This window comes from Treponema sp. UBA7570 (genome assembly GCA_002477955.1).
In the GTDB taxonomy this organism is placed as follows: Bacteria; Spirochaetota; Spirochaetia; order Treponematales; family Treponemataceae; genus Treponema_D.
Window position 1 is genome coordinate 17,375 of record DLLE01000053.1, and the last position, 23,211, is coordinate 40,585.

Here is a 23,211-nt window from a genome sequence, read left to right on the forward strand (position 1 = left end):
CACGACCGATATTTTTTGGATGCAGTTTGCAGCAGCATTTACGAGCTTGACCGCAAGCGTCTCAAACTTTACGAAGGCAACTATTCAACTTATCTCGAAAAAAAACAAATTGAACTCGAAATCGAGCAAAATACAGAACGCCGAATAGAATCAGTTCTCCGAATTGAACGCGACTGGCTCATGCGGGGTCCATGCGCCCGCGGAACAAAGGCAAAAGCTAGAATCCAGCGCGACAACGCCCTCATAAACCGCGAAAAATTCTCGCAAGACAAAGGATTTTCGTTTGAAGTGGCAGGCCGCCGTCTTGGAGGCAAAATTCTCGAACTGCACAATATTTCAAAAAATTTTCCAAAAGGCTACGTCGGCGAAAAAGAAGCCGGTGATTCAACCGCACAAAACTTTACGCCAGTGCTCAAAAATTTTTCCTACAAATTTAACAAAGGCGAAAAAATCGGCATTTTCGGAAACAACGGCTCAGGAAAATCCACGCTCTTAAACATCATCACCGGAACAATTCCGCCAGACACCGGCACAATCGAAAAAGGCGAAAACACATTCATCGGCTACTACCAGCAAAATCCGGTTTTTCCAAACCTCAACCTGACAGTCCTCGAATACATAAAAGAAGCGGCCGAAATAGTGCACCGCAACAACGGAAAAGACCTGAGCGCTTCCCAATTCTTAAACGAATTCGGTTTTGAAGGCAAAATCCAACATTCAATGCTTTCCACACTTTCCGGGGGCGAACGAAAACGCGTTTTTTTGGTACGGCTTCTAATCACAAACCCAAATTTTCTCGTTCTCGATGAACCGACCAACGATTTTGACATTTTCACAATGAACATTCTCGAGCAGTTCCTCACCGACTACCAGGGCTGCCTTTTAATCGTAAGCCACGACCGCTATTTTATGGACAAAATCGCCGACACACTTTTCATAATGGAAGAAGACGGCAGCATAAGCGGATTTGTCGGCAAATGTTCCGAATATCTGCAAACTTTGGAAGAAAAAAAGAAAGCACAGTCCAAGAATGAAAAGGGGAAAGACTTCCCCTCGCTCCCAAGCCAAGCCGCTCCACGAACCGTCCCTGCAAGCAGCGCCGATTCTCTCCGCTTTGATGGCTTGTCCGCTACCCCTTCTGCGGGCTCAAACGCCGCCCGCAACGCCTGCTCGCCAGAAAAACCTCGCCGCCGCACTTATAAAGAACAAAAAGAATTCGAAGCTCTCGAAAATGAAATTCTCGAACTCGAAGAAAAAAAATCCGTTCTCGAAGCGCAAATGGCTGATTCAGACTTTACAAAAGCGAGAAAAGCCGGAGAAGAATACACAAAAGCCGAAGAACGCCTAAACCATGCTTACGAACGCTGGAGCGAACTTGCGGAACTATCAGAAAATTAAAACCTCGCTTTAATGCGTTTTATATTTTTTTTACTTTATGCTACACTTTTCTCATTATGAAAATTACAACGGTATTAAAAGTTCGTCCCTACGAATGCGACTCTTACAACCACGTAAACAATGCAGTTTACTTAAACTATCTGGAAACCGCCAGAATGGACTTTCTGGAAAAAATAGGTTTTAACTACGATGGAATCTTCAATGCAGGCTACTATCTTTTTGTAACCCACGTAGACATTCACTACAAAGTTTCTGCAAAAATGCACGAGGAACTTTCAATCGAAACCTGGCCAATCAAAATGGGCGCAGTTTCTGGAACGATGCACCAGATTATCAAAAAACCGGACGGTCAAATCAGCGCCGAAGCCGACGTAACCTGGGCCTGTGTAAACCACGAAGCTCATCCGTCAAGAATTCCTTCGGAATTTATGGTAGACGGCCTTAAACCAGAATCAAACTAAACAAAAAAATGACCGCTGGACAAAAGTTTCATTCGCTTAAAACCAACGGTCATTTTTATTTATCTTTTTCATTGTTTTTTTGTTTGCTATATAAATAAAAAAGGCCGCCCATTTGAGCAGCCCGTTCACTTTTAGAACTAGTAATCTTTTTTTTCTGACTTGCGTCTTTTGTTAAAAAGTTTGCGTTCCAAAGCAGTTTTCTTCTGATGATTTTCTGCAGAAGGCTTTACATAGTATTCGCGACGTTTACATTCACGAACAATGCCCTCTTTTTCAACCATGCGCTTAAAGCGTTTAATTGCTTTTTCGAGGTTCTCTGACTCGTCTACAACGATTGTTGCCATGTAATTTCACCTCCTTTCCTCGGTGTTCCGATAAGTTCGATTAGTATATGAAAAATTCAAAATGAATTCAACATATCAACCAACCAAATTTCAAAAAAACTAGTTTAAAAGCGCCTTTGCGTCTTCAAGAGCCTGAGAATCTGGAGCAAGCTGAGCTTTTGCAATTCCTTTTAGATTTGCTCCGGCCGCTTTTACACGTTCGCCCCAGTCGCTGAGCATTTGACCGTCGCCCCAGTCGTAAGAACCAAAAAGACCTATGGTTTTTCCAGAAATCTGGCCTTCAATTCCCGAAAAGAACTCTTCCATTGAATCTTCAAGCTGTTCGGCGCCCATTGCAGGGCTTCCCAAAAGAATTAAATCCGCAGAAAGAACTTCTGAGGGGTCTGCTACATCAGCAGTGCTAAAATATGCATCCGGCGCAGCTTCCTTAATCGCATTTGCAATCTGCTCCGTATTTCCTGTTGTTGAAGAATAAACAATTGCTGTTTTCATAAATTTTCCTCCATTTTTTTATATTTTTGCGCAGCAAGAGGAACGCTAAGTCCCTGCCTGAACCACGACATACAAATTTCTGTGCAGAGCCTGTACTTTTCCATTAAATCAAGTGCAGCCTGCTTATCTCCATAAACTTTCCAGAATCCGCTAAACACACAGTTTCTGGCATTTTGAGTTTCAAAACCTATGACATCTTCGAGCGGATAGCCCAAAAAAAGTCCAGTTTCGTGCGGAAAGGAGCTTTCGTGGGCAAGCCGAAATAAAAGTTCGCTCAAAATCGAATTAAAACCTTTTTCAACATCATATCCCTTAGTTTTTAAGTATTCCTGGTTTTTCTTTTTGGAGCAAACTTCTTCAAGCAAGCCTTTGTCGTAAACAAAAATCAAAACCCGTCCGTCGTCTTTTTTGAGAACAACAAAAAAACGCCTGTCTTTTGAAAAATTTTTACGCCAGGAAAAAAGCCGGCTTCGATTAGTTGAATAAAATTCATTTTTAAGGCTAAAAAGGCTTGCAGGTTTTATTCCGCAAAGCGCAGGAGCGCTGCAATGAATCACAGTTTCTTCAAATCCCATTAAAAATTCCAAAAAAATATGGCAGTACAACACTCCAGAGAAACAGTCAGAACTTAAGAATCGTACTGCCATGAGGTACACTTAGGTTAGCACAAGCTAACTATGTTGTTAGCATACACTAACAACATAGTTATGTCAATTGAATTTTTCTTTTTTGAAGAGTTTAAGCCAGAAAAGTTAATTTTTAAGGGAATAATATACCCCGGATTGTAACGGCGCGAATGCGTCCGCCTCGGCGGATGGAGCGAAAGCGGAACCGTGAAAAGCCGGATTGTACGCAAAATGCGGTCCAAATTTTTATGGCACATACGGTTTTTATTCAATATTGAAAACAGCGCCATCGGGAGAAGGCTGAACTTTTATTTTGCATGGGTGGAATTCGGCGTTTGCGCAAAAAAATGGCAAATCCATTGCGTATTCTGAGAGCACGTCTTCTGGCCAATAGTGCAATTTTATGGTTGATGTCTGGCAGTCGCCGTCTGCATCGCTCAAAGCGCCGTAAAGCTCTATCATATCGCTGACTATATTTATATACTTTGCAAGATGATTTTGTTCAAATTGTTTTTTTATAAAATCTTTCTGCAATTTTCTAATCTGCGGCATTTTTGGTTCGGGCGGAAGCATAATTTTTTCTTCTCGAAGATATTTTTCAAATTCTCCAAGAAAAACGCTCGGCTTTTTGTGCAGATGGTAAATTATGCAGTTAAACCAGCTTACTGCGCGACCCTGCGTATAAAAAAGATTTACCGCCCGTGCAAGCGAAGCGGCTTTTTGCAAGTCTGACTCTGGAAATTGAGGTGTTTTTAAAACGTTGTAAGGCGGTTTTTGTTCCCATATCATTCCAAATTTTTTTGCTGAATCGTGCAAATCTGTTCCTGGAAGAACCGAAAGGCAAAAAAGTTCAAGATTGTTTGGATAAAGGCTGAGCGCATAATCAATACTGTTTTTAAAACCTTTTAATGTGTCGCCCGGCAATCCGTAAATCAGGTCAAAGCCAAAAGTCACGCCTGCCTCGTTAAGATAACCAATATTTTTGCTGAACTTTTTTTTGTCGAGCGTGCGATGTACATTTTTTAAGACTTCTGGATCTGCGCTCTGCATTCCAATTTGCAGGGCACAACGCACGCGGCTGAAGGCTTTTGCAAGTTCGCGGTCAATAAATTCGGCCCGCGCTTCAAAATAATAAAAAGTGTCCGGCGTTTTTTTTTCAATCAGCCTGAGCATCTGAATGGCGCGTTCTTTGCTCGCATTGTAGGTTGGATCAAGGACAAAAACCTGAGGAACTTTTTTTTGGGCAAAAAGCTCGATTTCTTTTTCGATCCGTTCCATCGGAAAATATGCTACTTTTTTTTCGCCTTTGGATTCGTAGCAATATGAACACTTAAAAGGGCAGCCACGGGCAAGTTCCCATAAAGCTCCGCCGTATTTTGCAACGTCGAGTGTGCCGTCAAGATATGGCGAAGAAAGTTTTTCTAAGGCGCAGGGTGAAGTTCTCGCAAACTGGAAGACCTGAGGTTTGCCGTTTAAATAGAAAAGTCCTGGAATTTCGGGCAATTTTTCTGCACCGGCATTTTTAAAAATCGATTCCAAAAGCAAAACTGCGGCTTCTTCGCCAGCTCCTGCAATCGTATAATCAAATCCCTCAAAGACAAATGGATCTGCCGTAACTTCAGGACCGCCAGCAATTGTTATGATTTCCGGGTTTATTTTTTTGAGACAGCGGGCAGCATTTTCCAAAGCAACATGATTCCACACGTAAATGCTAAAAAGCACGATTTGCGGACTTTTTTTTGCCAGTTGCTCAGCAATGTAAGAGCCTGTCTGCATTTCACCGGTATTTTTTTCTGCTTCAATTTCTGCTTCGGACAAAATCTTTTTTATTTCGGGAGATTCCTTGCAAAAATCACACAATTCAACATTGTAAAAATTTTTTGTGCGGTCATCGTTTTTTACGGCAGAAGCAATACAAGCCACCCCCAAAGGCAGAGCCTGAGGGGATTTTTCGATTAAGAGCGTTGTGCAAAGAACTTTTTGCATTATTTGTTTTTATTGATGATTTTTTCTTCAAATTTTCCAGTCTGAATGTCAATAAAGCGGACAAAAAGACTTACTTTGTTTTCTTCGTTGAGACTTGACCAGATTTTGTCGGTAAATTCTTCGATATTGCCTTTGATTTCTACAACTTCCGGTTCACCCTCAAACGACGGAAGAGGATTTCCGTTGCCCATATAAGTATGAATAAATCTTCCCTGGCCTTTTACAGGATTGTCGTATGCAAATGTGAATCTTAAAGTGTTGTCTGGATTTCCAAAATCGCTTTTTAAGATTGAAATTGCGTAATCGAATTTTCCATTTTCTATATTTAAAAGTGAAGAAATTCTCGGAGTGTAATTTGGAGCATCGTGTTCATATTTACGAGAACGCAATGACTGTTCAAAAGTTTTTCCTTCTCTAAGACCTTCAAAAATCGTGTCTGTCTGATCACCGTTTGTTACGATTGTACTGTTTTTGAACTGACGAACTGCCGCATAAATTATAAGGCTTGGATCACCTGCGATTAAACTTGGATCAAATGCTTTTGTGCGAACAACTTCGCTTCCATCTTCTGTTTCGACTGTAAAAATGCGGTTACGGCTTCCAGCGCTGCGTCCCATTGTCCAGTATGCGCTGACAGCATATTTTCCGTCTTCTGAAAGACCTGCAACAATTCCGCGTCCTGGATATTCATTCTGCGACAAAAGATTTTCGAGCTGATTGATTTTCATAAGTAAATTCCTTTAGGGCAAGGGATTGGAAGGGCGCATAGCGTTGTTTTGTGCCGGCTGAGCTTATCGAAGCCAAACAAAACAATGAAACCCTGCAAAGCCCGGTGCGGGTGTCCAAATTTTATTTTTGCTGCGGTTGCGCCCGCCGAAACCGCAAAATATAGAAAATTTTGCCTTTTTGACAAGCCGATTACAACTGCGAACAAAGTTTCTGGGCAACCGCATGACCCAAAATTTATAATTTTATTTTTCAGGTTAAATATCGAAGTTCAAAAAATCCAAGCAATGATTTTCCTTATCGAATTTCCTGAGAAATTGTTTTGGTTTGACCGGAAAATTTAAACTCAAAATAAACCGCTTGCCTTTATATTATCTACAGTTTATGTTTTTTTCAACACTGGCACTTTAAGGAATTTTTGGTTATATTTTGCTAAAAAGTGTTTATTTTTCTTTATTGATATGTTTTTTTAGACGATAATAGAGATATTGGACAATTTAAAAATGGCGGGTGAGTGTTTGCTCTTTATTCGGAGGATTGTATGAACGAACCTTTTAATCCAGAACTTGAAAACAACAGAATTATTTCTACCGGAAATCCTGCTTTTAATGAACAAAATTCTTCTGACGAAAATATCGAAGTTTTAGAGGCTTTGGAAGATGCGCCATCAGAAAAAAAATCTAAACAAAAAAAGCAGAAAACCGCAAAACACTCTAAGCATAAAATTTCTATAAAAAATATAGTACGTTCGATCACCTTTAAATTTGCAGTCTTTCTTTTTGTTTTTTTTACACTTTCATTTACAACTTTATCATTTTTTCTGGTTCATTCGATTGCAAAAGACAACACAGAAACTTATACAAATTTTTCTACAACAATTGCAGAACGGACAGCCGACGGTTTAACTTACTGGCTGGATTCTTTCTCTAAAAGTTTTGGAATTTTTACAAACAGCGAGGCATTTACTTCTGGAAATTATGAACTTGCCTGCAATTATCTGACAGAAAACAAAGATTTAATCGATCCAAGTTTTGATTTTATCGGAATTGCCGGCCAAGACGGAAAAATGTACGATTCTAACGGAAATTACACCGACATTTCGCATGAAGACTTTTTTACGGCAATTTACACAAACGGAAAACAACAATATATTTCTGATCCTGTGCCATCTCCAGACGGAATCGGTTACATTTTTTATGTTTCTGCTCCAGTAACAAACACGAACAAATCGTTTTGGGGAGTTATTGTCGGCGCGCTTGCTTTGAGCAAGGTGAATTACCAAATTACACAGTCGAATTTTAGCGACAACAGTTTTACCTACGCAATCGATTCAAAAGGAAATATTATTGCTCATCCAGATTCTGAAAAAATCATGAAGAATTTTTACGTAATGAGCGATGAAGAATCCGGCTATAAAGGGTATCAGGAAATGACTCAAAAAATGATTTTGAGCCAAAAAGGAACCGGAATTATCAAAGACAGCGAACGAAATGCAACAAATTACGTTTTCTACTGCCCAATTAACCATACAAACTGGTCGCTGGCAATTTCAATAAACCAAACAGAAATCGTTTCGATGGCAAAAAAGAGCGCTTTCCAGATTTGTTTTATAAGCATTATGATTGCAATCATACTTTTGGTTGTAACTTCTATTTATCTGACAATGTTAGTTCATCCTCTCATTCAGCTTAAAAATTCAATTATCGAAATCGCTTCCGGTGCTGCAGATTTAACAAAACGAATCGAAGTAAAAACAAAAGACGAAGTTGGCGAAGTTGTTTTGGGATTCAACACTTTTACACAAAATTTGCATCATATTATTATGCGGATAAAAGAATCGAAGGATGAACTTTCAAAAGTTGACGGAGAAATGGCAGGTACAACATGCGAAACAAGTTCTTCTATCAACAAAATCATTTCAAATATAAGCACAGTAAGCAGCCAAATTGAATTGCAGGGAAAATCTGTTGAAGAAACTACAGACAAAGTAAACCAGATTACGAAAAATATCGAAGCTTTAAATGCAATGATTGAAAACCAGTCGTCTGGAGTTACTCAGGCCAGCGCAGCAGTAGAAGAAATGCTTGGAAATATTTCTTCCGTTACAAGAAGCACTGAGCATATGGTTGATTCATTTATCTCTCTCGAAAACGACACAACTACAGGAATTGAAAAACAGAACAGCGTAGACGAACAGATTCAGCAAATTCAAGCACAGAGCCAAATGCTTATGGAAGCAAACAAAGTTATTTCTAAAATTGCAAGCGAAACAAACCTTTTGGCAATGAATGCTTCTATCGAAGCTGCGCATGCAGGCGATGCAGGACGCGGGTTTAGCGTTGTTGCGGATGAAATTCACAATCTTTCCGAAAGTTCTAGCCGCCAGTCAAAACAGATCCGCGATGAACTTCAGAAAATTCAAAATTCGATTGAAACTGTCGTTGTATCTTCGGCAGAGGCTAAAAATTCGTTCCAATCAGTAACAAAGAAAATCCGAGAAACTGACCAGCTTGTTCAGCAAATAAAAGGCGCAATGGAAGAAAGTGAAATCGGCAGCCATCAGATTACAGATGCGCTCAAAATGATGAACGATTCAACTTCTGACGTTCGTGTCTCTTCCGGAAGCATGTCGGCAGGCAACCAGACAATATTGGATCAAGTTAAAAAATTACAGCTAGCAACAGAAGAAATCAAATCAAGCATGATAGAAATGACAGCTTCTGCAAACCAAATTAGCGACAACGAAAAAACTTTGAGCAATATTTCCAAAGCAATGCAGAAATCAATCTTGAAAATTGGTTCTCAGATTGATTTGTTCCATGTCTAAATAATGTTTAAGCTCTAAAAATTGCATTTTTTGGAGATGATTAATATAATATCGGCATGACTTGTGAACTTTCAATCACCCTCATGCCAGAGGACGAAAAAAATCAGAGCACAATCGATGCAAAAATTCGGCAAGCTCTTAAAGAAAAAAAAATTTTTGAAAATGGACAGAAAATCACTTCGGTTTTTATAAAAAAATCGATTGACGCACGGCATTCCCAGATTAAGCTCGTTATGCGTTACAAAATTTACATTGATGAAGAACCGGAAGATTTAGAAAACATTGCGCTCAACTGGAAACACGCCGATGGAAAACGCTCTGTAGTTATAATCGGCTGCGGACCGGCAGGACTCTATGCGGCTTTTAAACTTTTTGAAGCAGGAATTAAGCCGGTTATTATTGAACGTGGAAATCCGACAAAAGTTCGGGCAGGCGACATTGAAAACCTTACAAAAGATGGAATTTTGGACGAAAATTCAAACTTTTGTTTTGGTTCTGGAGGAGCAGGAACTTTTTCTGACGGAAAACTCTACACCCGTTCAAACAAACGTGGCGACATCTATAAAATTTACAGAATTTTTGTTGAATTTGGAGCAAATCCGAACATTCTTACCGATGCACATCCTCACATTGGAACAGATAAACTTCCTGGCATTATTGACCGCATGGAAAAAAAAATTGTAGAACTTGGCGGCGAAATTCATTTTAATTCACTTTGTACAGATTTAATTGTAGAAAAAACTTCTCAGAACAATGAATTAAAGGCGACCGGTGTAAAAATCAAAAATCTTACCGATGGAAAAGAAAAAGAAATTTTTGCAGATTCAATAATTCTTGCAACTGGACATTCTGCGTCAAATATTTACCAAATGGTTTCGAAAATTGCACCAAATGCGCTCGAAGCAAAAACATTTGCGGTCGGAGTCCGGGTTGAACATCCGCGGGCAATTATAGATTCAATTCAATTCCACGGAAAACAAATGCCTGCCGCCGCCGAATACCGTCTTACAACTCAGGTTGACGGCCGCGGAGTCTACAGTTTTTGCATGTGTCCCGGCGGCTTTGTCGTTCCATGTGCAACAGCAAAAGATCAGATTGTCGTAAACGGAATGAGTTCTTCTGGACGAAACAGCCAGTGGTCAAATGCGGCAATTGTCGTTGAACGCAGACCGGAAGACATTCCTCAGGAATTTAAAAAACAGGCAGAAGGTGAAGGCTGTCCTGCACTTGCCGGGCTTTACTGGCGAACCTGGCTCGAAAAATTAACTTTCAAAAACGGTTCCGGTCAGCTTGCACCAGCTCAAAGGCTAACGGACTTTCTTGAAGAAAAAGAATCAAAATCGCTTCCAATTACAAGTTATAAACCCGGAGTTGTTTCAAGCAGACTGGATAAATGGCTTCCAAAAGATATTTGTAAGAAATTGCAGGCAGGATTTAAGGATTTTAACAAAAGCATGAAAGGTTTTGTTTGCCCTGACGCAATTCTAATCGCTTCGGAAACAAGAACCAGCACTCCTGTAAGAATTTTACGCAACAAAGACACTTTGGAATGTACGGCAATTAAAAATCTATATCCATGCGGAGAAGGAAGCGGATATTCTGGAGGAATTGGAAGTTCGGCAATGGACGGAGAGCGCGTTGCCGGAACAATAATAAATTCTCTCAAAGCGCAGTAAAAACGGAGGAACCAAAAATGAAACACTGTATCCTTGTAAAATTTGTTCCGGAAATTTCAAAAAAAATCGAAAATTCGTTTATTGAGCAGATTCAAGAACTGTTTAATACTGCAACAACAGAAATTAACGGAGTACATTACGTAAAAATTTACAAGTGCTGCATAAAACGCGAAAACCGCGCCGACATTATGATTGAAATGGACATGGACAAAGAAGCGCTGGAAGCCTACGATTCAAGCGACGCTCATTTAATTTGGAAACGAGAATATTCAAGATTTATTGAAGAAAAAACGATTTTTGACTTTGACGACACAAAACCTTTCAAAAAAACAATAAATCAATAAAAATTGCAAAAAATATTTTTCGTGTTAAAATTATGTTTAATTGAGTTTGCAATGCAAGCTTTTTTAGAGGAGTTGTTATGGCAAAAAAAAGTAGTTTTAACCTTTTTTATTTGATTGGAATGATTGCAGTTGTAGTCGGAAGTTTTTTACCGATTATAAGAATTTCGCTTGGTATTCTTGGAAAGATTGATTTTACAATAATTGATGCTTTTAAGGACTTGAGCAATTTAGATTCGTGGCTTGCACTTTTAATGTTTGTTGCGGCAGCCGTTGGAATTATTCTGTGCTTTGTAAAAGTTTCTAATTCAAGCATGTTAAAAACAGTTTGTCTGCTTGCTTCTATTGTGCTCGGACTTATCTTTTTTGCACGCGGAAACTTTTTTAAAGACTGGTTTAAAATTACAGGCTTTGGATTTTATATAATTCTTGCGGGATGGGTTATCGGTCTGATTGGTACTTTTGTAAAAAAATAAAACGGCTTAGGGGGTGTAGCCACGCGTAGCGTTATAAGCGGACTCGTCCGCTTATAATGAAATGGCGAAACACCCGACACCGCGCAAGCGGTGGAAGCCCCAACTTATAAAATTTTTATAAAATATTCATTTCGATTTTTATTTTGTCATTTTTTACAGAAATTTTTGAATTTGCTCCAATTATCAAGGGCATTGCCGGATCAATATGACCAATATCGGCATCCAAAACAATTGGAACTCCAAGATCGCCCAAAATTCCTGTTACTGCATTGTATTGATTTACGCCCATCATTTCCTGCCGAAAAGCCGCAAGCGGCCGTCCAAAAACAAACCCCGAGGCATTTTTAAACCAGCCGCTTTCTTTTAAATGCCAGAGCGCCCTGCGGATATCCATTGGATTGTAATCACAACTTTCCAAAACCCAAACAATTTTTTTGTGCTTTTCGCTAAACCGGCAAACGTTTTCCAGCCGAGTTCCGCTCAAACCGACAATGCAGTCAAGACAGCCGCCCAGAATAGTTCCGTCAAATTCCAATTTTTCGTCTGGCAGCAAAAGTTCTAAAGTATTTCCATTTTTAGAAGGAATATAAGACACAAGTTCTTTTCTGTCAGTCAAAATATAAGAAGAAAGAGGGTCTTCGCTCTCTACATCTGGATTTTGAAATTTCGGATAACCGCTGACCGTAAAACTCTTTCCTTCGAGAAGATTCCATGCATCAAGCTCGCTCTGTTCCCAGGGTTTTCCGAATCCAGGAGCATTTTGACCGTAGATTGCCGGAATTGAGCAGAGGGTTACAAGCGGAAAAATGAAATTTGTATTGTCGCTGCAACCAATAAACCACTTTGGTTCGGCAGTTTTGAGTTTTTCAAAATCAACGTAACTTACGGTTTCGCACATGAGTTCACCGCCGCCACAACTAAAAACAGCATTTATTTTGGGGTCTAAATAATATTTTTGGAGTTCAGCGGCGGCGATTTTTGGGTCTGTCGAAATTCCAAGACCGTCAGACTTGTAGCAGCACTCGCCAATTTCCACGTTATAACCACGTTCTTTAAAACGGCGGACTGCCTCGTTAAAGCGAAAATTGTAAGGTTCTGTCGTTGCGCCAAAACTCGGAGCAACAATGGCAATCGTATCGCCTTTTTTTAGCGGTTTTGGAAAACGCATATTTTTAAGTCCTTTTTTAGCGGCTTAACTCAACAATAAGTTTTGCACACTCATCAAGTCCAATTTTTCCAGAATTCAAGCACAAATCGTAATATCTAGAATCGCCAAATTCGGTATTTGTGTAGTAAGTGCAATACTTGCAACGTTTGCGGTCAACTCTTACAAGATCCCGCATGATTTTTTCTTCCGAAACATCCTGCATTCTATTGTTTTTTAAGTATTCAACTCTCCACCATGGATCTGCGTGAATAAAAACATGCAAGCTGTCATCAAATTCCTGAAGAATTTGATTTGCGTTTCTGCCGACAATAACGCAATGACCGTGTTCTCCAAATTTGCGGATAACTTCTTTTTGCGCTTCAAAAATTTGATCGTTTATCGGTTTATTGTAAAAATCAAAAAGCGACTGTGTAAATCCCGTCAAAAACGGCGCTTCTTCGTCGCTTTTTAGAACTTTAGAAATATCGATATTTTTTTCACTTGCCGCCTGCAAAATTATACTTTTGTCATAATACTCATAACCAAGAATTTCTGCAACTTTTTTGCCGATTGTTGAACCGCCTGCGCCAAATTCGCGGCTGATTGTAATTATTTTTTTCAATTTTATGCTCCCATAAAAAGTCAAGATTAAAACTTCAGTTTTAGAATTGACTTTTTAAGTTGTTTAGCAACATTTTAGCAAAATCTGCTACAAAACTTTTTCCAAAAAACTCTGAGTTCGTTTTTCTTTCGGATTTTTTAAAACTTCTTCTGGAGTTCCCTGTTCAATTATAAAACCGCAGTCCATAAAAACAACGCGGTCTGCAACTTCGCGGGCAAATCCCATTTCGTGCGTTACAACAACCATTGTCATTCCTCCGCGGGCAAGCTCCTTCATAACTTCCAAAACCTCGCCAACCATTTCGGGGTCAAGGGCGCTCGTCGGTTCGTCAAAAAGCAAAATTTGAGGATTCATTGCAAGAGAACGCGCGATCGCAACACGCTGCTTTTGACCGCCAGAAAGCTGCTGCGGATGTGCAAAAGCCTTTGACTCAAGTCCAACGCGTTTAAGAAGTTTCATTCCTTCAATTTTTGCCTTTTCCTTTGACATTTTTTTTAGCTCAACAGGAGCAAGCATAAGATTGCTGATGATATTCATATTTGAAAAAAGATTAAAATGCTGAAAAACCATTCCGATATTTTCGCGCACCTTATTCAAATTTACTTTTTTGTCGGTAATATCCGTATCGTTTACAATAATTTTTCCGCTTGTCGGCTCTTCAAGATGATTCAGACATCGCAAAAAAGTCGATTTTCCAGAACCAGACGGCCCGATTATGCAGACAACCTCGCCTTCGTGAACATCCAGCGAAATATCTTTTAAAACTTCCAGATTACCAAAATTTTTCCGAAGATTTTCAACGTGAATTTTTACTTTATCGCTCAACATTTCGCTTTAATCTCCTTTCAATAATCTTTGCAATTTTGCTCAGAGAAACAATTACGACCATGTACATAATTCCAACGATTGCCCAAGTCTGAAGCGATTTAAAAGTATTGCCGCTGATTGTCTTTCCCATGTTTGTAAGCTCAGGATAACCAATTACGGACAAAATCGATGTATCTTTTAAGGTGATTATAAACTGATTTATAATTGAAGGAATCATTACCCTAAAAGCCTGCGGCAAAATTACACGGCGCATTGTTGTTGCATAAGAAAGCCCAAGACTTCGCCCCGCTTCCATCTGCCCGACATCAATTGACTCGATTCCTGCGCGAAAAATTTCCGCCATATAAGCGCCACAGTTCATCGCCAGCGCAATCGTACCAGCCTGCAAGGCCGGAAGCCTAAAATTGTTCACCCCAGCCAGCCTAAAAGCCTGAGGCACGCCAAAATAAATAAAATACGCCAGAACAATCAACGGAACGCCACGCACTGCATCGACATAAACCGAACCAATAACATTCAAAATTTTACTGCTGCTTACATTGCACAAAGCAAAAATAAGACCAATAACCATTGCAAAAAGCAACGCCCACAGACAAAGAACCAGCGTATAGCCAAGTGAACGCAAAAGCATCAGCGAATAAACCTGAAGAATCGAAATCAAAATGCAACCTCAAAAAACTAGTGTCGGGCAAACCCCATATTTTCTACTATAGTATAACGGAAAATCCGCCATTTCTCAATCTAAAAGATGCACGATTTTGGGGCCATTTTTGCTAGCGCAAAAACCGCGCTTTCCGTACTTCCGCGTCTCCGCGCTCCATTGTTTTGCGCTGCAAAACAACACCTTCGGCGGTACTCCAATCGCTTGTCCAGCGAACAAATTTTACAAAGGCATAAAAAAAGGACTGCAAAAACAATATTCGAGCCAAAAGAACAATTTTTAAATTGCTCCTTAATCGCTTCAAACAAGTTTTTAAACAGTCCCTTTTTGCAGTAAATGCAAAAACTATTTCAAGTATTTATCAAGAATTGCCTGATAAGTTCCGTTTTCTTTAATATTTTTAAGTCCGGCATTGAACATATCGAGCAACGGCTGGTTTGCTTTGTTCATAATTGCAAAGCCGTATGGAGCGCCTTTGCTTTCCATTCCAGCAGGAATTTTGAGGGCAAGTCCTCCAGTCTTTATGTTATCTGCCATAATTGGAGTATCTTCAACACAGGCAGCGCTGTTTCCTAGGATTACATCCTGATACATTGTCGGAGAATCTTCAAAAACTGTTACCTTAAAGCCATATTTATCTTTGAGAGAATTTGCAAAGTCTGCGCCGGCAGTTCCGTTTTTAACAGCAACATTTTTTCCAGCAAGGTCAGCAAAAGATGCAATTAAACTGTCTTTTGCAACTACAAAAGTCTGAGTTGCGTCATAATATCCGTCAGAAAAAATCCAGCCACTGTCAATTCTTTCCTGTTTGATTGTTGCGCCAGCAATAAGAGCGTCAGCCTGTCCAACCTGAACAGCAGCTACACCAGCATCCCAACCAAGCGACTGAAGGTCGTAGTCAAAACCCTGATCTTTTGCAATCGCAGCAAGAATATCAACGTCAATACCAACAAATTCATTTTTTTCGTTAGTGTATTCAAACGGACGGAATACTGTATCTGTAGCAACAATCCAAACTTTTTTGCCGGCAGCCTTGTCTTTTTTAGAACAGCCAGTAAAAAGCGAAGCGGCGGCAACCACTGCCAAAACAACACTTAAAACTTTTTTCATAAAAGTCCTCCAAAATAAAAAACTTTTAAAATTATAAAGAAATTTTTTTTGTAATTCAACAAAAAGTATTTACAAAATTTTTTGCAATCGCTTATTTCACATCGCTGTCAGCAACTTCAACTTTTCTCAAATGCCAAATATCGCGGACATAATCTTCAATTGTTCGGTCTGAAGAGAATTTTCCGCTGTTGGCTATGTTGATTAAAGTTTTTCGCGCCCAAGCTTTTTTGTCGGCATAAGCTTTTGCAATTTCTTCCTGAGCTTTGCAGTAAAGCTCAAAATCTGCAAGAACGTAATAAACGTCTGGACGCTGGCCTTCAACTCCGTAAACAAGAGAATCGTGTATTTCCTTAAAAATCTGATGGCTTGGATCGTAAGTGCCGTCAACCAACTGACCGACAACTTTTGCAAGAACCGGATTTCGTTCAAGATACTGCTGAGGATTGTAAGAGTGCTCTTTTTCCATTTTTTGAATTTCTTCAGTTGTTAAACCAAACGGAAAGCCGTTTTCTTTTCCTGCTTCTTCAAAAATTTCAATATTCGCGCCGTCCAAAGTTCCGAGCGTAAGCGCGCCATTTACCATAAACTTCATATTAGAAGTTCCAGAAGCTTCTTTTCCTGCCGTTGAAATTTGTTCAGAAACATCTGCCGCCGGGAAAATCTTTTCTGCAACACTTACACGATAATTTTCAACAAATACAACGCGAAGTTTGCCACCCACACGACGATCGTTGTTTACACGTTCTGCAACTGTGTTAATCAATTTGATTATCGCCTTTGCACGACGATAGCCAGAAGCAGCCTTTGCTCCAAAAATAAACGTACGGTTTGGAGGATTGAATGTCGGGTCTTCGATAATTTTGTTGTACAAATACATAATATGAAGGACATTCAAAAGCTGGCGTTTATATTCGTGCAGACGCTTAACCTGAACATCAAAAATCGAATCTGGATCAAGAAATTCATTTTGATGATGCTTTAAATAATCAACAAGGATTTCTTTGTTATGACGCTTAATTGAAATCAATTCATCAAGAGATTTTTCATCATCTGCAAATTTTTCAAGTTCTTTGAGTTTTGAAAGATTTTTTTCCCAACCGTGACCAATTCTGTCTGTAATAAATTTTGCAAGTTCAGGATTTGCATTGCATAGCCAGCGTCGCTGAGTAATTCCATTTGTTTTGTTGTTAAATTTCTGAGGATAAAGTCCGTACCAATCCTTTAATTCAACATTTTTAAGAAGTTCGGTATGAAGCGCGGCAACTCCGTTTACGCTAAAGCCTGCGTGAATTGCAAGCCAAGCCATGTAAACTTTTCCATCATGAATAATCGACATTCTGTTCTGCTTTTGATAATCATCTGGAAATTTTGCGTGCAGTTCAATAAGAAACCGGCGGTTGATTTCTTCAATAATCTGATAAATTCGTGGCAAAAGGCTCTGAAAAATTGAAATGTCCCATTTTTCAAGCGCTTCTGCCAAAATCGTATGGTTTGTATAGGCAAAAGTTTTTGTAACGATGTCCCATGCTTCATTCCAACCCATCGAATATTCGTCCATAAGAATGCGCATCAACTCAGGAATTGCAACAACCGGATGAGTGTCATTCAACTGAATCACATGCAGTTCCGGGAATTTTGCAAAATCCGTTCCATAATCAGCAACAAAGTGATGAACCAAATCCTGAAGCGACGCTGAACAGAAAAAATACTGCTGCTTTAAGCGGAGAGTTTTTCCTTGAGGACCGTTGTCGTTCGGATAGAGAACACGAGTAATATTTTCTGCATCGTTCTGTTTAAAAACAGCCTCGTTGTAACGCATGTCGTTAAAGAGCTGTAAATCAAAACCGTTTGGACTCGAAGCCTGCCACAGACGCAAAGTATTGACAGTGTTTGTGTCAAAACCGACAACCGGCATATCGTAAGGAGTCGCAATCACTTCTTCGGCATTTTCCAAATAAAATCTGTCCTGTCCGTCAGGAGTTTTTCCGTATTTGATTTCTCCGCCAAATTTTACAGTTACCGCCAAATCCGAGCGTTTTACTTCCCAAGGATCGCGATGTTTGAGCCAGTTGTCTGGATATTCAACCTGATAGCCGTTTTCGATGTGCTGTTCAAACATTCCATATTCGTAGCGAATTCCGTAACCGTGTCCAGGATAGTCGAGAGTTGCAAGTGAATCCAAAAAACAAGCGGCAAGACGGCCAAGTCCGCCGTTTCCAAGTCCAGCATCCGGCTCTTCATCTTCAATCACGTTAAAATTTATGTTCATTTCGTCGAGAACTTTTTTAACTTCGTCTTTTATTCCAAGATTTATCAAATTGTTGCTCAAGGCACGGCCCATTAAAAATTCGGCCGAAAGATAATAAAGCTGCTTTACCGGTTTTTTTTCGTATTCGCGGCGAGTTGCCATCCAAGAAGGCAAAATCAATTCCTGAACTGAAGCGCTCACCGCATCAAAAAGATCATGTTCATTTGCCTGAGAAATATCTTTTCCGTACTGACGCCGCAAACGAGCCGCAAGATTTTCGCGAAATTTTTCTGCATTAAACTTCATTTTTTATTCTCCATCCTTTTTTGTAAAATCAAATTTATGTTTTGATCGACTTTTCTACAATTTATGCACGCTTTTTGCCAAAAAATTCATGCATTATTATTTTATCACGATTTTTTGCTATTTGCTGATTAAAACAATGGCAGAACCCGACAAAATAACATATTTTTCCTGATTTCTTAAAAGTTCTTCTTTTCCTTCTGATAAAATACATTCTTCATTTTCTATCGAAGTATCAAGAACCCTATACCATTTTTTTCCGGCAGATGGCGGCGGCACAGTCACAGTGACGTCGTGAATGTCGGTATTAAAAGCAACATAAAAATCGTTGTCCGGTTTAGAATCCAGTTCTGTAATTCCCCCTCCAAGCCTGAACGCCAAAAACCTGTCTAGTTTTGCCCAATCTGGCATAAAACCTTCAATGTTGAACCAGTTTATATCGGCAGGACTTGTCTGTGTTGCAGTTTTTTGCCCTTTAAAAAAATCAACCCGCATAAACACGCGGTGATTACGACGCAATTCAATCAATTTCTTTACAAAATTTAACAAATCGCCGTGCTTTTTTATGTCGTTCCAGTCAAACCAAGAGATTTCGTTGTCCTGACAGTACGGATTGTTGTTTCCGCCTTGAGAACGCTGAACTTCATCTCCGCAAACGAACATTGGCGTTCCCTGGCTCAAAAACAAAGCAACAAAAAAATTTTTTATCTGGCGAATTCTGTTTTTTTCAATTTTTGGATTTAACGTCGGGCCTTCAAAACCGTTGTTGTAACTTAAATTGTTGTCAGTGCCGTCGCGGTTTTCTTCGCCGTTCTGCTCGTTGTGACGGTAATTGTACGAAACCAAGTCGTTCATTGTAAAACCGTCGTGGCTCGCAATGTAATTTATAGAATGATACGGTTTTCTTCCGCTTGAAGAATATAAATCGCTCGAACCGGAAATTCGCGTCGCGGCTTCTGTCGAAAGTTTTTCGTCTCCACGGATAAAACGCCTTATGCCGTCGCGGAATTTATCATTCCATTCGCACCATCTTCCGCCTGGAAAAGAACCAACCTGATAAGCGCCGCCACAATCCCAAGGCTCTGCAATTATTTTTACATCGCGCAAAATAGGGTCTTCGCTTATTCGTCTTGTAAGAGGCGCTTCTAAGGTCAAAAAACCATTTTCGTCACGGGAAAGGACGCTTGCAAGGTCAAAACGGAAGCCATCTACGTGCATTACTCGAACCCAATAGCGCAGACAGCCGATTATATATTCTTGAACGACAGGATGATTGCAATTGAGGGCATTTCCGCAGCCAGAAAAATTTACATAATATTCTTTATTTGTGCTTACAAGCTGATAATAAATTGAATTGTCGAATCCTCTAAAACCAAATGTAATTCCGTGCTCGTTTCCTTCGGCAGTATGGTTGAATACAATATCCAAAATAACCTCAATTCCAGCTTTGTGAAAAGCCTTTACCATGTCTTTAAATTCGGCAACACATGCTCCAGGTCTTTTATCCGAAGAATATGCTGCTTTTGGCGCAAAAAAAGCCGTCGTACTGTAGCCCCAATAATTTACAAGGCGTTTGCCGGTCTTTGGGTTTGTGTTCATATTTTCAAATGCGTCAAATTCCTGAACAGGCAAAAGCTCAACCGCGGTAATTCCAAGTTTTTTTAAATAAGGAATTTTCTCGATTGCCCCGCGATAAGTTCCAGGAAATTTTACTTCAGAAGAAGGAGAAGCCGTAAAGCCTTTTAAATGCATTTCGTAAATAATGCTTTCGTTTAAAGGCTTTTTTAGAGGCTGGTCATTTTCCCAATTATAAGAAAGTTCGTCTACAACTACGCATTTTGGCATTTTTTCGAGAGGACAGACTTTTTGGGAATTTAAATTTTTAAAAAGCGAACCGTCTGTCAGAGCTTTTGCGCGAGGGTCGTAAAGAAAAATATCTTTGTTGAATCTGTGCCCGTTTTTTGGCTCAAAAGGGCCGTCAACTCTAAAAAGATAAAGTGCTCCAGGTTTTAAACCTTCAATAAAGACATGCCACAAATCACCAGTACGATTTATTTTAGGCTCTAATTTTATAGTACATGCAGGAGCACTGTCGTCTGATTTTTTAAAAAGCTCCAAATAAACAGCCGTCGCATTACGACTGAAAACACAAAAATTTACACCGCTGCCAATATAAACCGCTCCCAAATCCCAAGGGTTGCCTGGCAGGACTTTTAACCGATCCATAAGTATTGAATATTTTAACACAGTAAAGACAGGCAGACCAATAATTTTTCATAAATGTTTTATTAAACTGTTTATTTTTGTTTTTTGAATTTTTCTTACGCCGGGGTGGAGGCGCGCGAAGCGTTGCAAAATACGCAGTATTTTGCAATGAAGCGAAAAGCGGAACGCTGGAACACCGGTTAGAGCGTAAATGGCGTCCTGCAAAAACTTACAAAATTTTTAAAAAATGCTATACTCGAAAAATGGAAAATATAAATCTAGAATCAGAAAAAAAAGAAAGCACTGTCGGAGACAAAACAGCCATTGTTACAATTATCGGGCGACCTTCTGCCGGAAAATCGACATTTTTAAACACGGCTTCAGGAGAAATGGTAAGCATTGTAAGTTCGATTCCGCAGACAACTAGAAACGCAATCCGTGGAATTGTAAACACTTCGCTCGGTCAGCTGGTTTTTGTGGACACTCCGGGCTACCACGAATCAAACAAAAAAATGAATCTTAAAATGCGCAATATTGTTGCAGACCAGCTTGCAAATGCGGATTCAATTCTTTATGTCGTGGATTCGACGCGTCCTTGCGGCGATGAAGAAAAACTGATTACAGAACTTTTAAAAGGGCATGAAAAAAAGACCGTTGCCGCCTTAAACAAGATTGACGAAAAAAAATCAAATCCGTCGGCTGCCAGAGTTTTTCTGTCAAAACAGCTTCCTGAGCTTTCCGAAAAAAATATTTTCGATGTTTCGGCAAAAAACGATGAAGGAGTCAACGATGTTTTGCGTGCGCTTTACGAACTTGCACCAGTTGCGCCCCATCTTTATCCGGAAGAATTTTATACTGACCAGGAAGTTGACTTTAGAATTGCGGAAGTTATCCGTGAACAGGCAATTAACCGTCTTGATCAGGAAATTCCGCATTGCGTTTATGTTCAGATTGCGGATATGGAAATGCGTTCGCCGACAAAAATGTGGTGCCGTGCGTTTTTATGCGTTGAAAAAGAAAGTCAAAAAGGCATTGTAATCGGAAAAGGCGCTCAAATGATTAAAACAATCCGTATTGAATCAATTAAACAGCTGCGCAAAATTTTTGACTACAAAATTGACTTGGATTTGCAGGTTAAGGTAGATAAAAACTGGCGGCAGAATGATTTAAGGCTGAATAAATTATTAAAATAGACAAAAAACAGGCTTCACGATTTTTTGTGAAGCCTGTTCTGTATTGTTTATACAAGCTGTTTGTACAATTCAAACTGTGCAATTCCCTGATAAAGCAACATTCCGGCGCCATTGCAAACTTTACAGCCTGAAGCATCTGCACGAGCCATAATTGGAGTTACTTCTGGAGAATAGATTACATCATAAACATATTCTTCTCCGTTAAAGTCGTAGAACCAAATCGGGTCGTTTTCTGGGTTTGAAGGGTCGCTGCTGCCCATGCCCTTTGAAGTTGTCTGAACGATTACGTCAGAATATTTGTTCAATTTTTCAAGGCTCTCCGGGCCGAGCGTTGCATAGTCAAAACCGTATTTTTCGGCAATTAAACGGGCTTTTGCCAAAGTGCGGTTGAATACACATGCCTTTGCTCCAAGTTCTTTGATAACATAAGCAATTGCCCTGCTTGCTCCGCCAGCACCGATTATTGCAACTTTTTTGCCTTTTAAATCTTTTGCACCGGTAAATTCCAAAAGCGCTTTTTCAAAACCAAGCGCATCAGTATTATAACCTTTCCAATCATCACCATAACGGACGACTGTATTGCAGGCGCCGATTGATTCTGCTTTTTCATCAATATTTTTTATTAAAGGAATAACTGTTTCTTTGTGGGGAATTGTTACAGAAAATCCCTGAATATCAAGAGTTTTTGCAAAATCCAGCGAGTCTTCGATTGTTTCCGACTTGAATGGAATAAAAACTGCATCTAAATTTGCCTTTTCAAACATTCCATTTTGCAATTCCGGGCTGGAAGTGATTTTTAGAGGATAGCCTGTAATTCCAAAAATCTTTGTCTTTTCATTAATCGAATGAAAATGATATGTTTTTTCGAGGGTGATTGGATCTGTATGTCCGATTTCAAGCAAATTGCCCAAAAGTTCAGATGGACTTGTGTACGTAAGATATGAATGCAATCGTTCTGAAAGAATTCTTGTCGGAAGCCCAAGAGGTCCCATTGCGCATACAATCTGCTCTGTATTCTTCCATTTGTCTGCTTCGCTAAAAACTTTTGTAACGTCAGAAAGACGATGGGGCATAAAAGCAATTTTTGGAATTTCATAAGAATTCTGACGAAGTTCATCAAATTTTTCAACAATATTTTTAATCGGAGAACTCATATTGTGGTAAGAGCGGATAATTCTCGTTCCAAAAGCCTGAGCCGCATCTTCCAAACTTGGAATATGAAAATCTTCTTCAAAATCAACATAGGCAAAATTTTTCTTCGGGTCTTCCTGAGCAAACGCAAGACCGCGCGCAAAAAGCATGGTGCGTGTCGACTCGCCCTCGATATACTGCCCACCGTCAATTTTGCGGCGAATTGTAAGAATTGCAGGAACATCTATCATTGCCGGAAATTCGCGGATTTTAAGACGTTCATCTTCTTCAAGAAAATCTACACGAAGTTCAACTATATCAATGAATTCTTTGTATTTTTCAACAATTGCAACATCTTCCGCCAAAGTTTTTCCTGTTACGCACAGACAAACCAAAGATTTCGCCATTTT

The 23,211-nt window shown here is 39.6% G+C and carries 20 protein-coding genes; 7 read left to right on the forward strand and 13 right to left on the reverse strand.

What is annotated here, in order from left to right; all coding sequences use genetic code 11:
- Both B4N75_RS06510 and B4N75_RS06515 read left to right on the forward strand, forming a co-directional pair.
- On the forward strand, positions 1-1,398 hold a 1,398-nt coding region (locus B4N75_RS06510; protein WP_296666522.1), incomplete at its 5' end, for an ABC-F family ATP-binding cassette domain-containing protein.
- Positions 1,399-1,454: 56 nt separating this feature from the next.
- Positions 1,455-1,859 carry an acyl-CoA thioesterase gene (locus B4N75_RS06515; RefSeq protein ID WP_296017345.1) on the forward strand — a complete coding sequence of 135 codons (405 nt, stop codon included), beginning with the start codon at positions 1,455-1,457 and terminating at the stop codon, positions 1,857-1,859.
- Between the two features lie 137 nt (positions 1,860-1,996).
- Here the strand turns inward: B4N75_RS06515 and rpsU are convergent, their stop codons facing one another.
- The 5 genes from rpsU to B4N75_RS06540 all read right to left on the reverse strand — a co-directional run bounded on the left by rpsU (position 1,997) and on the right by B4N75_RS06540 (position 6,035).
- The gene (gene rpsU, locus B4N75_RS06520) at positions 1,997-2,203 is read right to left on the reverse strand and encodes a 30S ribosomal protein S21 (RefSeq protein ID WP_078930978.1); all 207 of its coding nucleotides are present in this window, start codon (positions 2,201-2,203) and stop codon (positions 1,997-1,999) included.
- A 99-nt stretch (positions 2,204-2,302) separates the two neighbouring features.
- Positions 2,303-2,695, reverse strand: coding sequence for a flavodoxin domain-containing protein (locus B4N75_RS06525; RefSeq protein WP_296017330.1), 393 nt, complete (start codon positions 2,693-2,695; stop codon positions 2,303-2,305).
- The gene (locus tag B4N75_RS06530) at positions 2,692-3,270 is read right to left on the reverse strand and encodes a DUF3793 family protein (protein WP_296666524.1); all 579 of its coding nucleotides are present in this window, start codon (positions 3,268-3,270) and stop codon (positions 2,692-2,694) included. Before B4N75_RS06530 ends, B4N75_RS06525 begins: the two co-directional genes overlap by 4 nt.
- Positions 3,271-3,585: 315 nt before the next feature.
- On the reverse strand, positions 3,586-5,307 hold the full coding sequence (locus B4N75_RS06535) for a B12-binding domain-containing radical SAM protein (RefSeq protein ID WP_296706917.1): 1,722 nt from the start codon (positions 5,305-5,307) through the stop codon (positions 3,586-3,588).
- A complete protein-coding gene (locus tag B4N75_RS06540; RefSeq protein ID WP_296666526.1) occupies positions 5,307-6,035 on the reverse strand; it encodes an IMP cyclohydrolase in 729 nt (242 codons plus the stop codon). The genes B4N75_RS06535 and B4N75_RS06540 overlap by 1 nt, the downstream gene beginning before the upstream one ends.
- Positions 6,036-6,574: 539 nt before the next feature.
- Here B4N75_RS06540 and B4N75_RS06545 point away from each other — a divergent pair.
- From B4N75_RS06545 to B4N75_RS06560, 4 genes are all read left to right on the forward strand, one after another.
- Positions 6,575-8,860, forward strand: a complete 2,286-nt coding sequence (locus B4N75_RS06545) for a methyl-accepting chemotaxis protein (protein ID WP_296706919.1) — start codon at positions 6,575-6,577, stop codon at positions 8,858-8,860.
- Between the two features lie 56 nt (positions 8,861-8,916).
- On the forward strand, positions 8,917-10,536 hold the full coding sequence (locus tag B4N75_RS06550; protein WP_296666532.1) for an NAD(P)/FAD-dependent oxidoreductase: 1,620 nt from the start codon (positions 8,917-8,919) through the stop codon (positions 10,534-10,536).
- A 17-nt stretch (positions 10,537-10,553) separates the two neighbouring features.
- Complete coding sequence (locus tag B4N75_RS06555) at positions 10,554-10,880, forward strand: Dabb family protein (protein WP_296017288.1); 327 nt, start codon at positions 10,554-10,556, stop codon at positions 10,878-10,880.
- A 77-nt stretch (positions 10,881-10,957) separates the two neighbouring features.
- Positions 10,958-11,353, forward strand: coding sequence for a hypothetical protein (locus B4N75_RS06560; RefSeq protein ID WP_296017280.1), 396 nt, complete (start codon positions 10,958-10,960; stop codon positions 11,351-11,353).
- 115 nt (positions 11,354-11,468) lie between these two features.
- On the opposite strand, the gene B4N75_RS06565 is transcribed toward B4N75_RS06560, so the two are convergent.
- The 7 genes from B4N75_RS06565 to glgX form a co-directional block, all read right to left on the reverse strand.
- Positions 11,469-12,521, reverse strand: a complete 1,053-nt coding sequence (locus B4N75_RS06565; protein ID WP_296666535.1) for a S66 family peptidase — start codon at positions 12,519-12,521, stop codon at positions 11,469-11,471.
- 16 nt (positions 12,522-12,537) lie between these two features.
- Positions 12,538-13,122 carry an AAA family ATPase gene (locus B4N75_RS06570; RefSeq protein WP_273066681.1) on the reverse strand — a complete coding sequence of 195 codons (585 nt, stop codon included), beginning with the start codon at positions 13,120-13,122 and terminating at the stop codon, positions 12,538-12,540.
- 87 nt (positions 13,123-13,209) lie between these two features.
- The gene (locus B4N75_RS06575; protein ID WP_296017252.1) at positions 13,210-13,950 is read right to left on the reverse strand and encodes an amino acid ABC transporter ATP-binding protein; all 741 of its coding nucleotides are present in this window, start codon (positions 13,948-13,950) and stop codon (positions 13,210-13,212) included.
- Positions 13,937-14,611, reverse strand: a complete 675-nt coding sequence (locus B4N75_RS06580; RefSeq protein ID WP_296017223.1) for an amino acid ABC transporter permease — start codon at positions 14,609-14,611, stop codon at positions 13,937-13,939. Before B4N75_RS06580 ends, B4N75_RS06575 begins: the two co-directional genes overlap by 14 nt.
- Before the next feature lie 345 nt (positions 14,612-14,956).
- Entirely contained in the window at positions 14,957-15,721 is a 765-nt protein-coding gene (locus B4N75_RS06585; protein ID WP_296666540.1) for a transporter substrate-binding domain-containing protein, read from the reverse strand.
- A 91-nt stretch (positions 15,722-15,812) separates the two neighbouring features.
- Positions 15,813-18,275, reverse strand: coding sequence for a glycogen/starch/alpha-glucan phosphorylase (locus tag B4N75_RS06590; RefSeq protein WP_296706922.1), 2,463 nt, complete (start codon positions 18,273-18,275; stop codon positions 15,813-15,815).
- 117 nt (positions 18,276-18,392) lie between these two features.
- Positions 18,393-20,498, reverse strand: a complete 2,106-nt coding sequence (glgX, locus tag B4N75_RS06595; RefSeq protein ID WP_296669225.1) for a glycogen debranching protein GlgX — start codon at positions 20,496-20,498, stop codon at positions 18,393-18,395.
- A 242-nt stretch (positions 20,499-20,740) separates the two neighbouring features.
- Between glgX and era the strand changes: the two genes are divergently transcribed.
- Positions 20,741-21,670, forward strand: coding sequence for a GTPase Era (era, locus tag B4N75_RS06600; RefSeq protein WP_296017174.1), 930 nt, complete (start codon positions 20,741-20,743; stop codon positions 21,668-21,670).
- Between the two features lie 47 nt (positions 21,671-21,717).
- Here the strand turns inward: era and B4N75_RS06605 are convergent, their stop codons facing one another.
- Entirely contained in the window at positions 21,718-23,208 is a 1,491-nt protein-coding gene (locus B4N75_RS06605) for a type I 3-dehydroquinate dehydratase (RefSeq protein WP_296706924.1), read from the reverse strand.
- Positions 23,209-23,211: the final 3 nt, after the last annotated feature.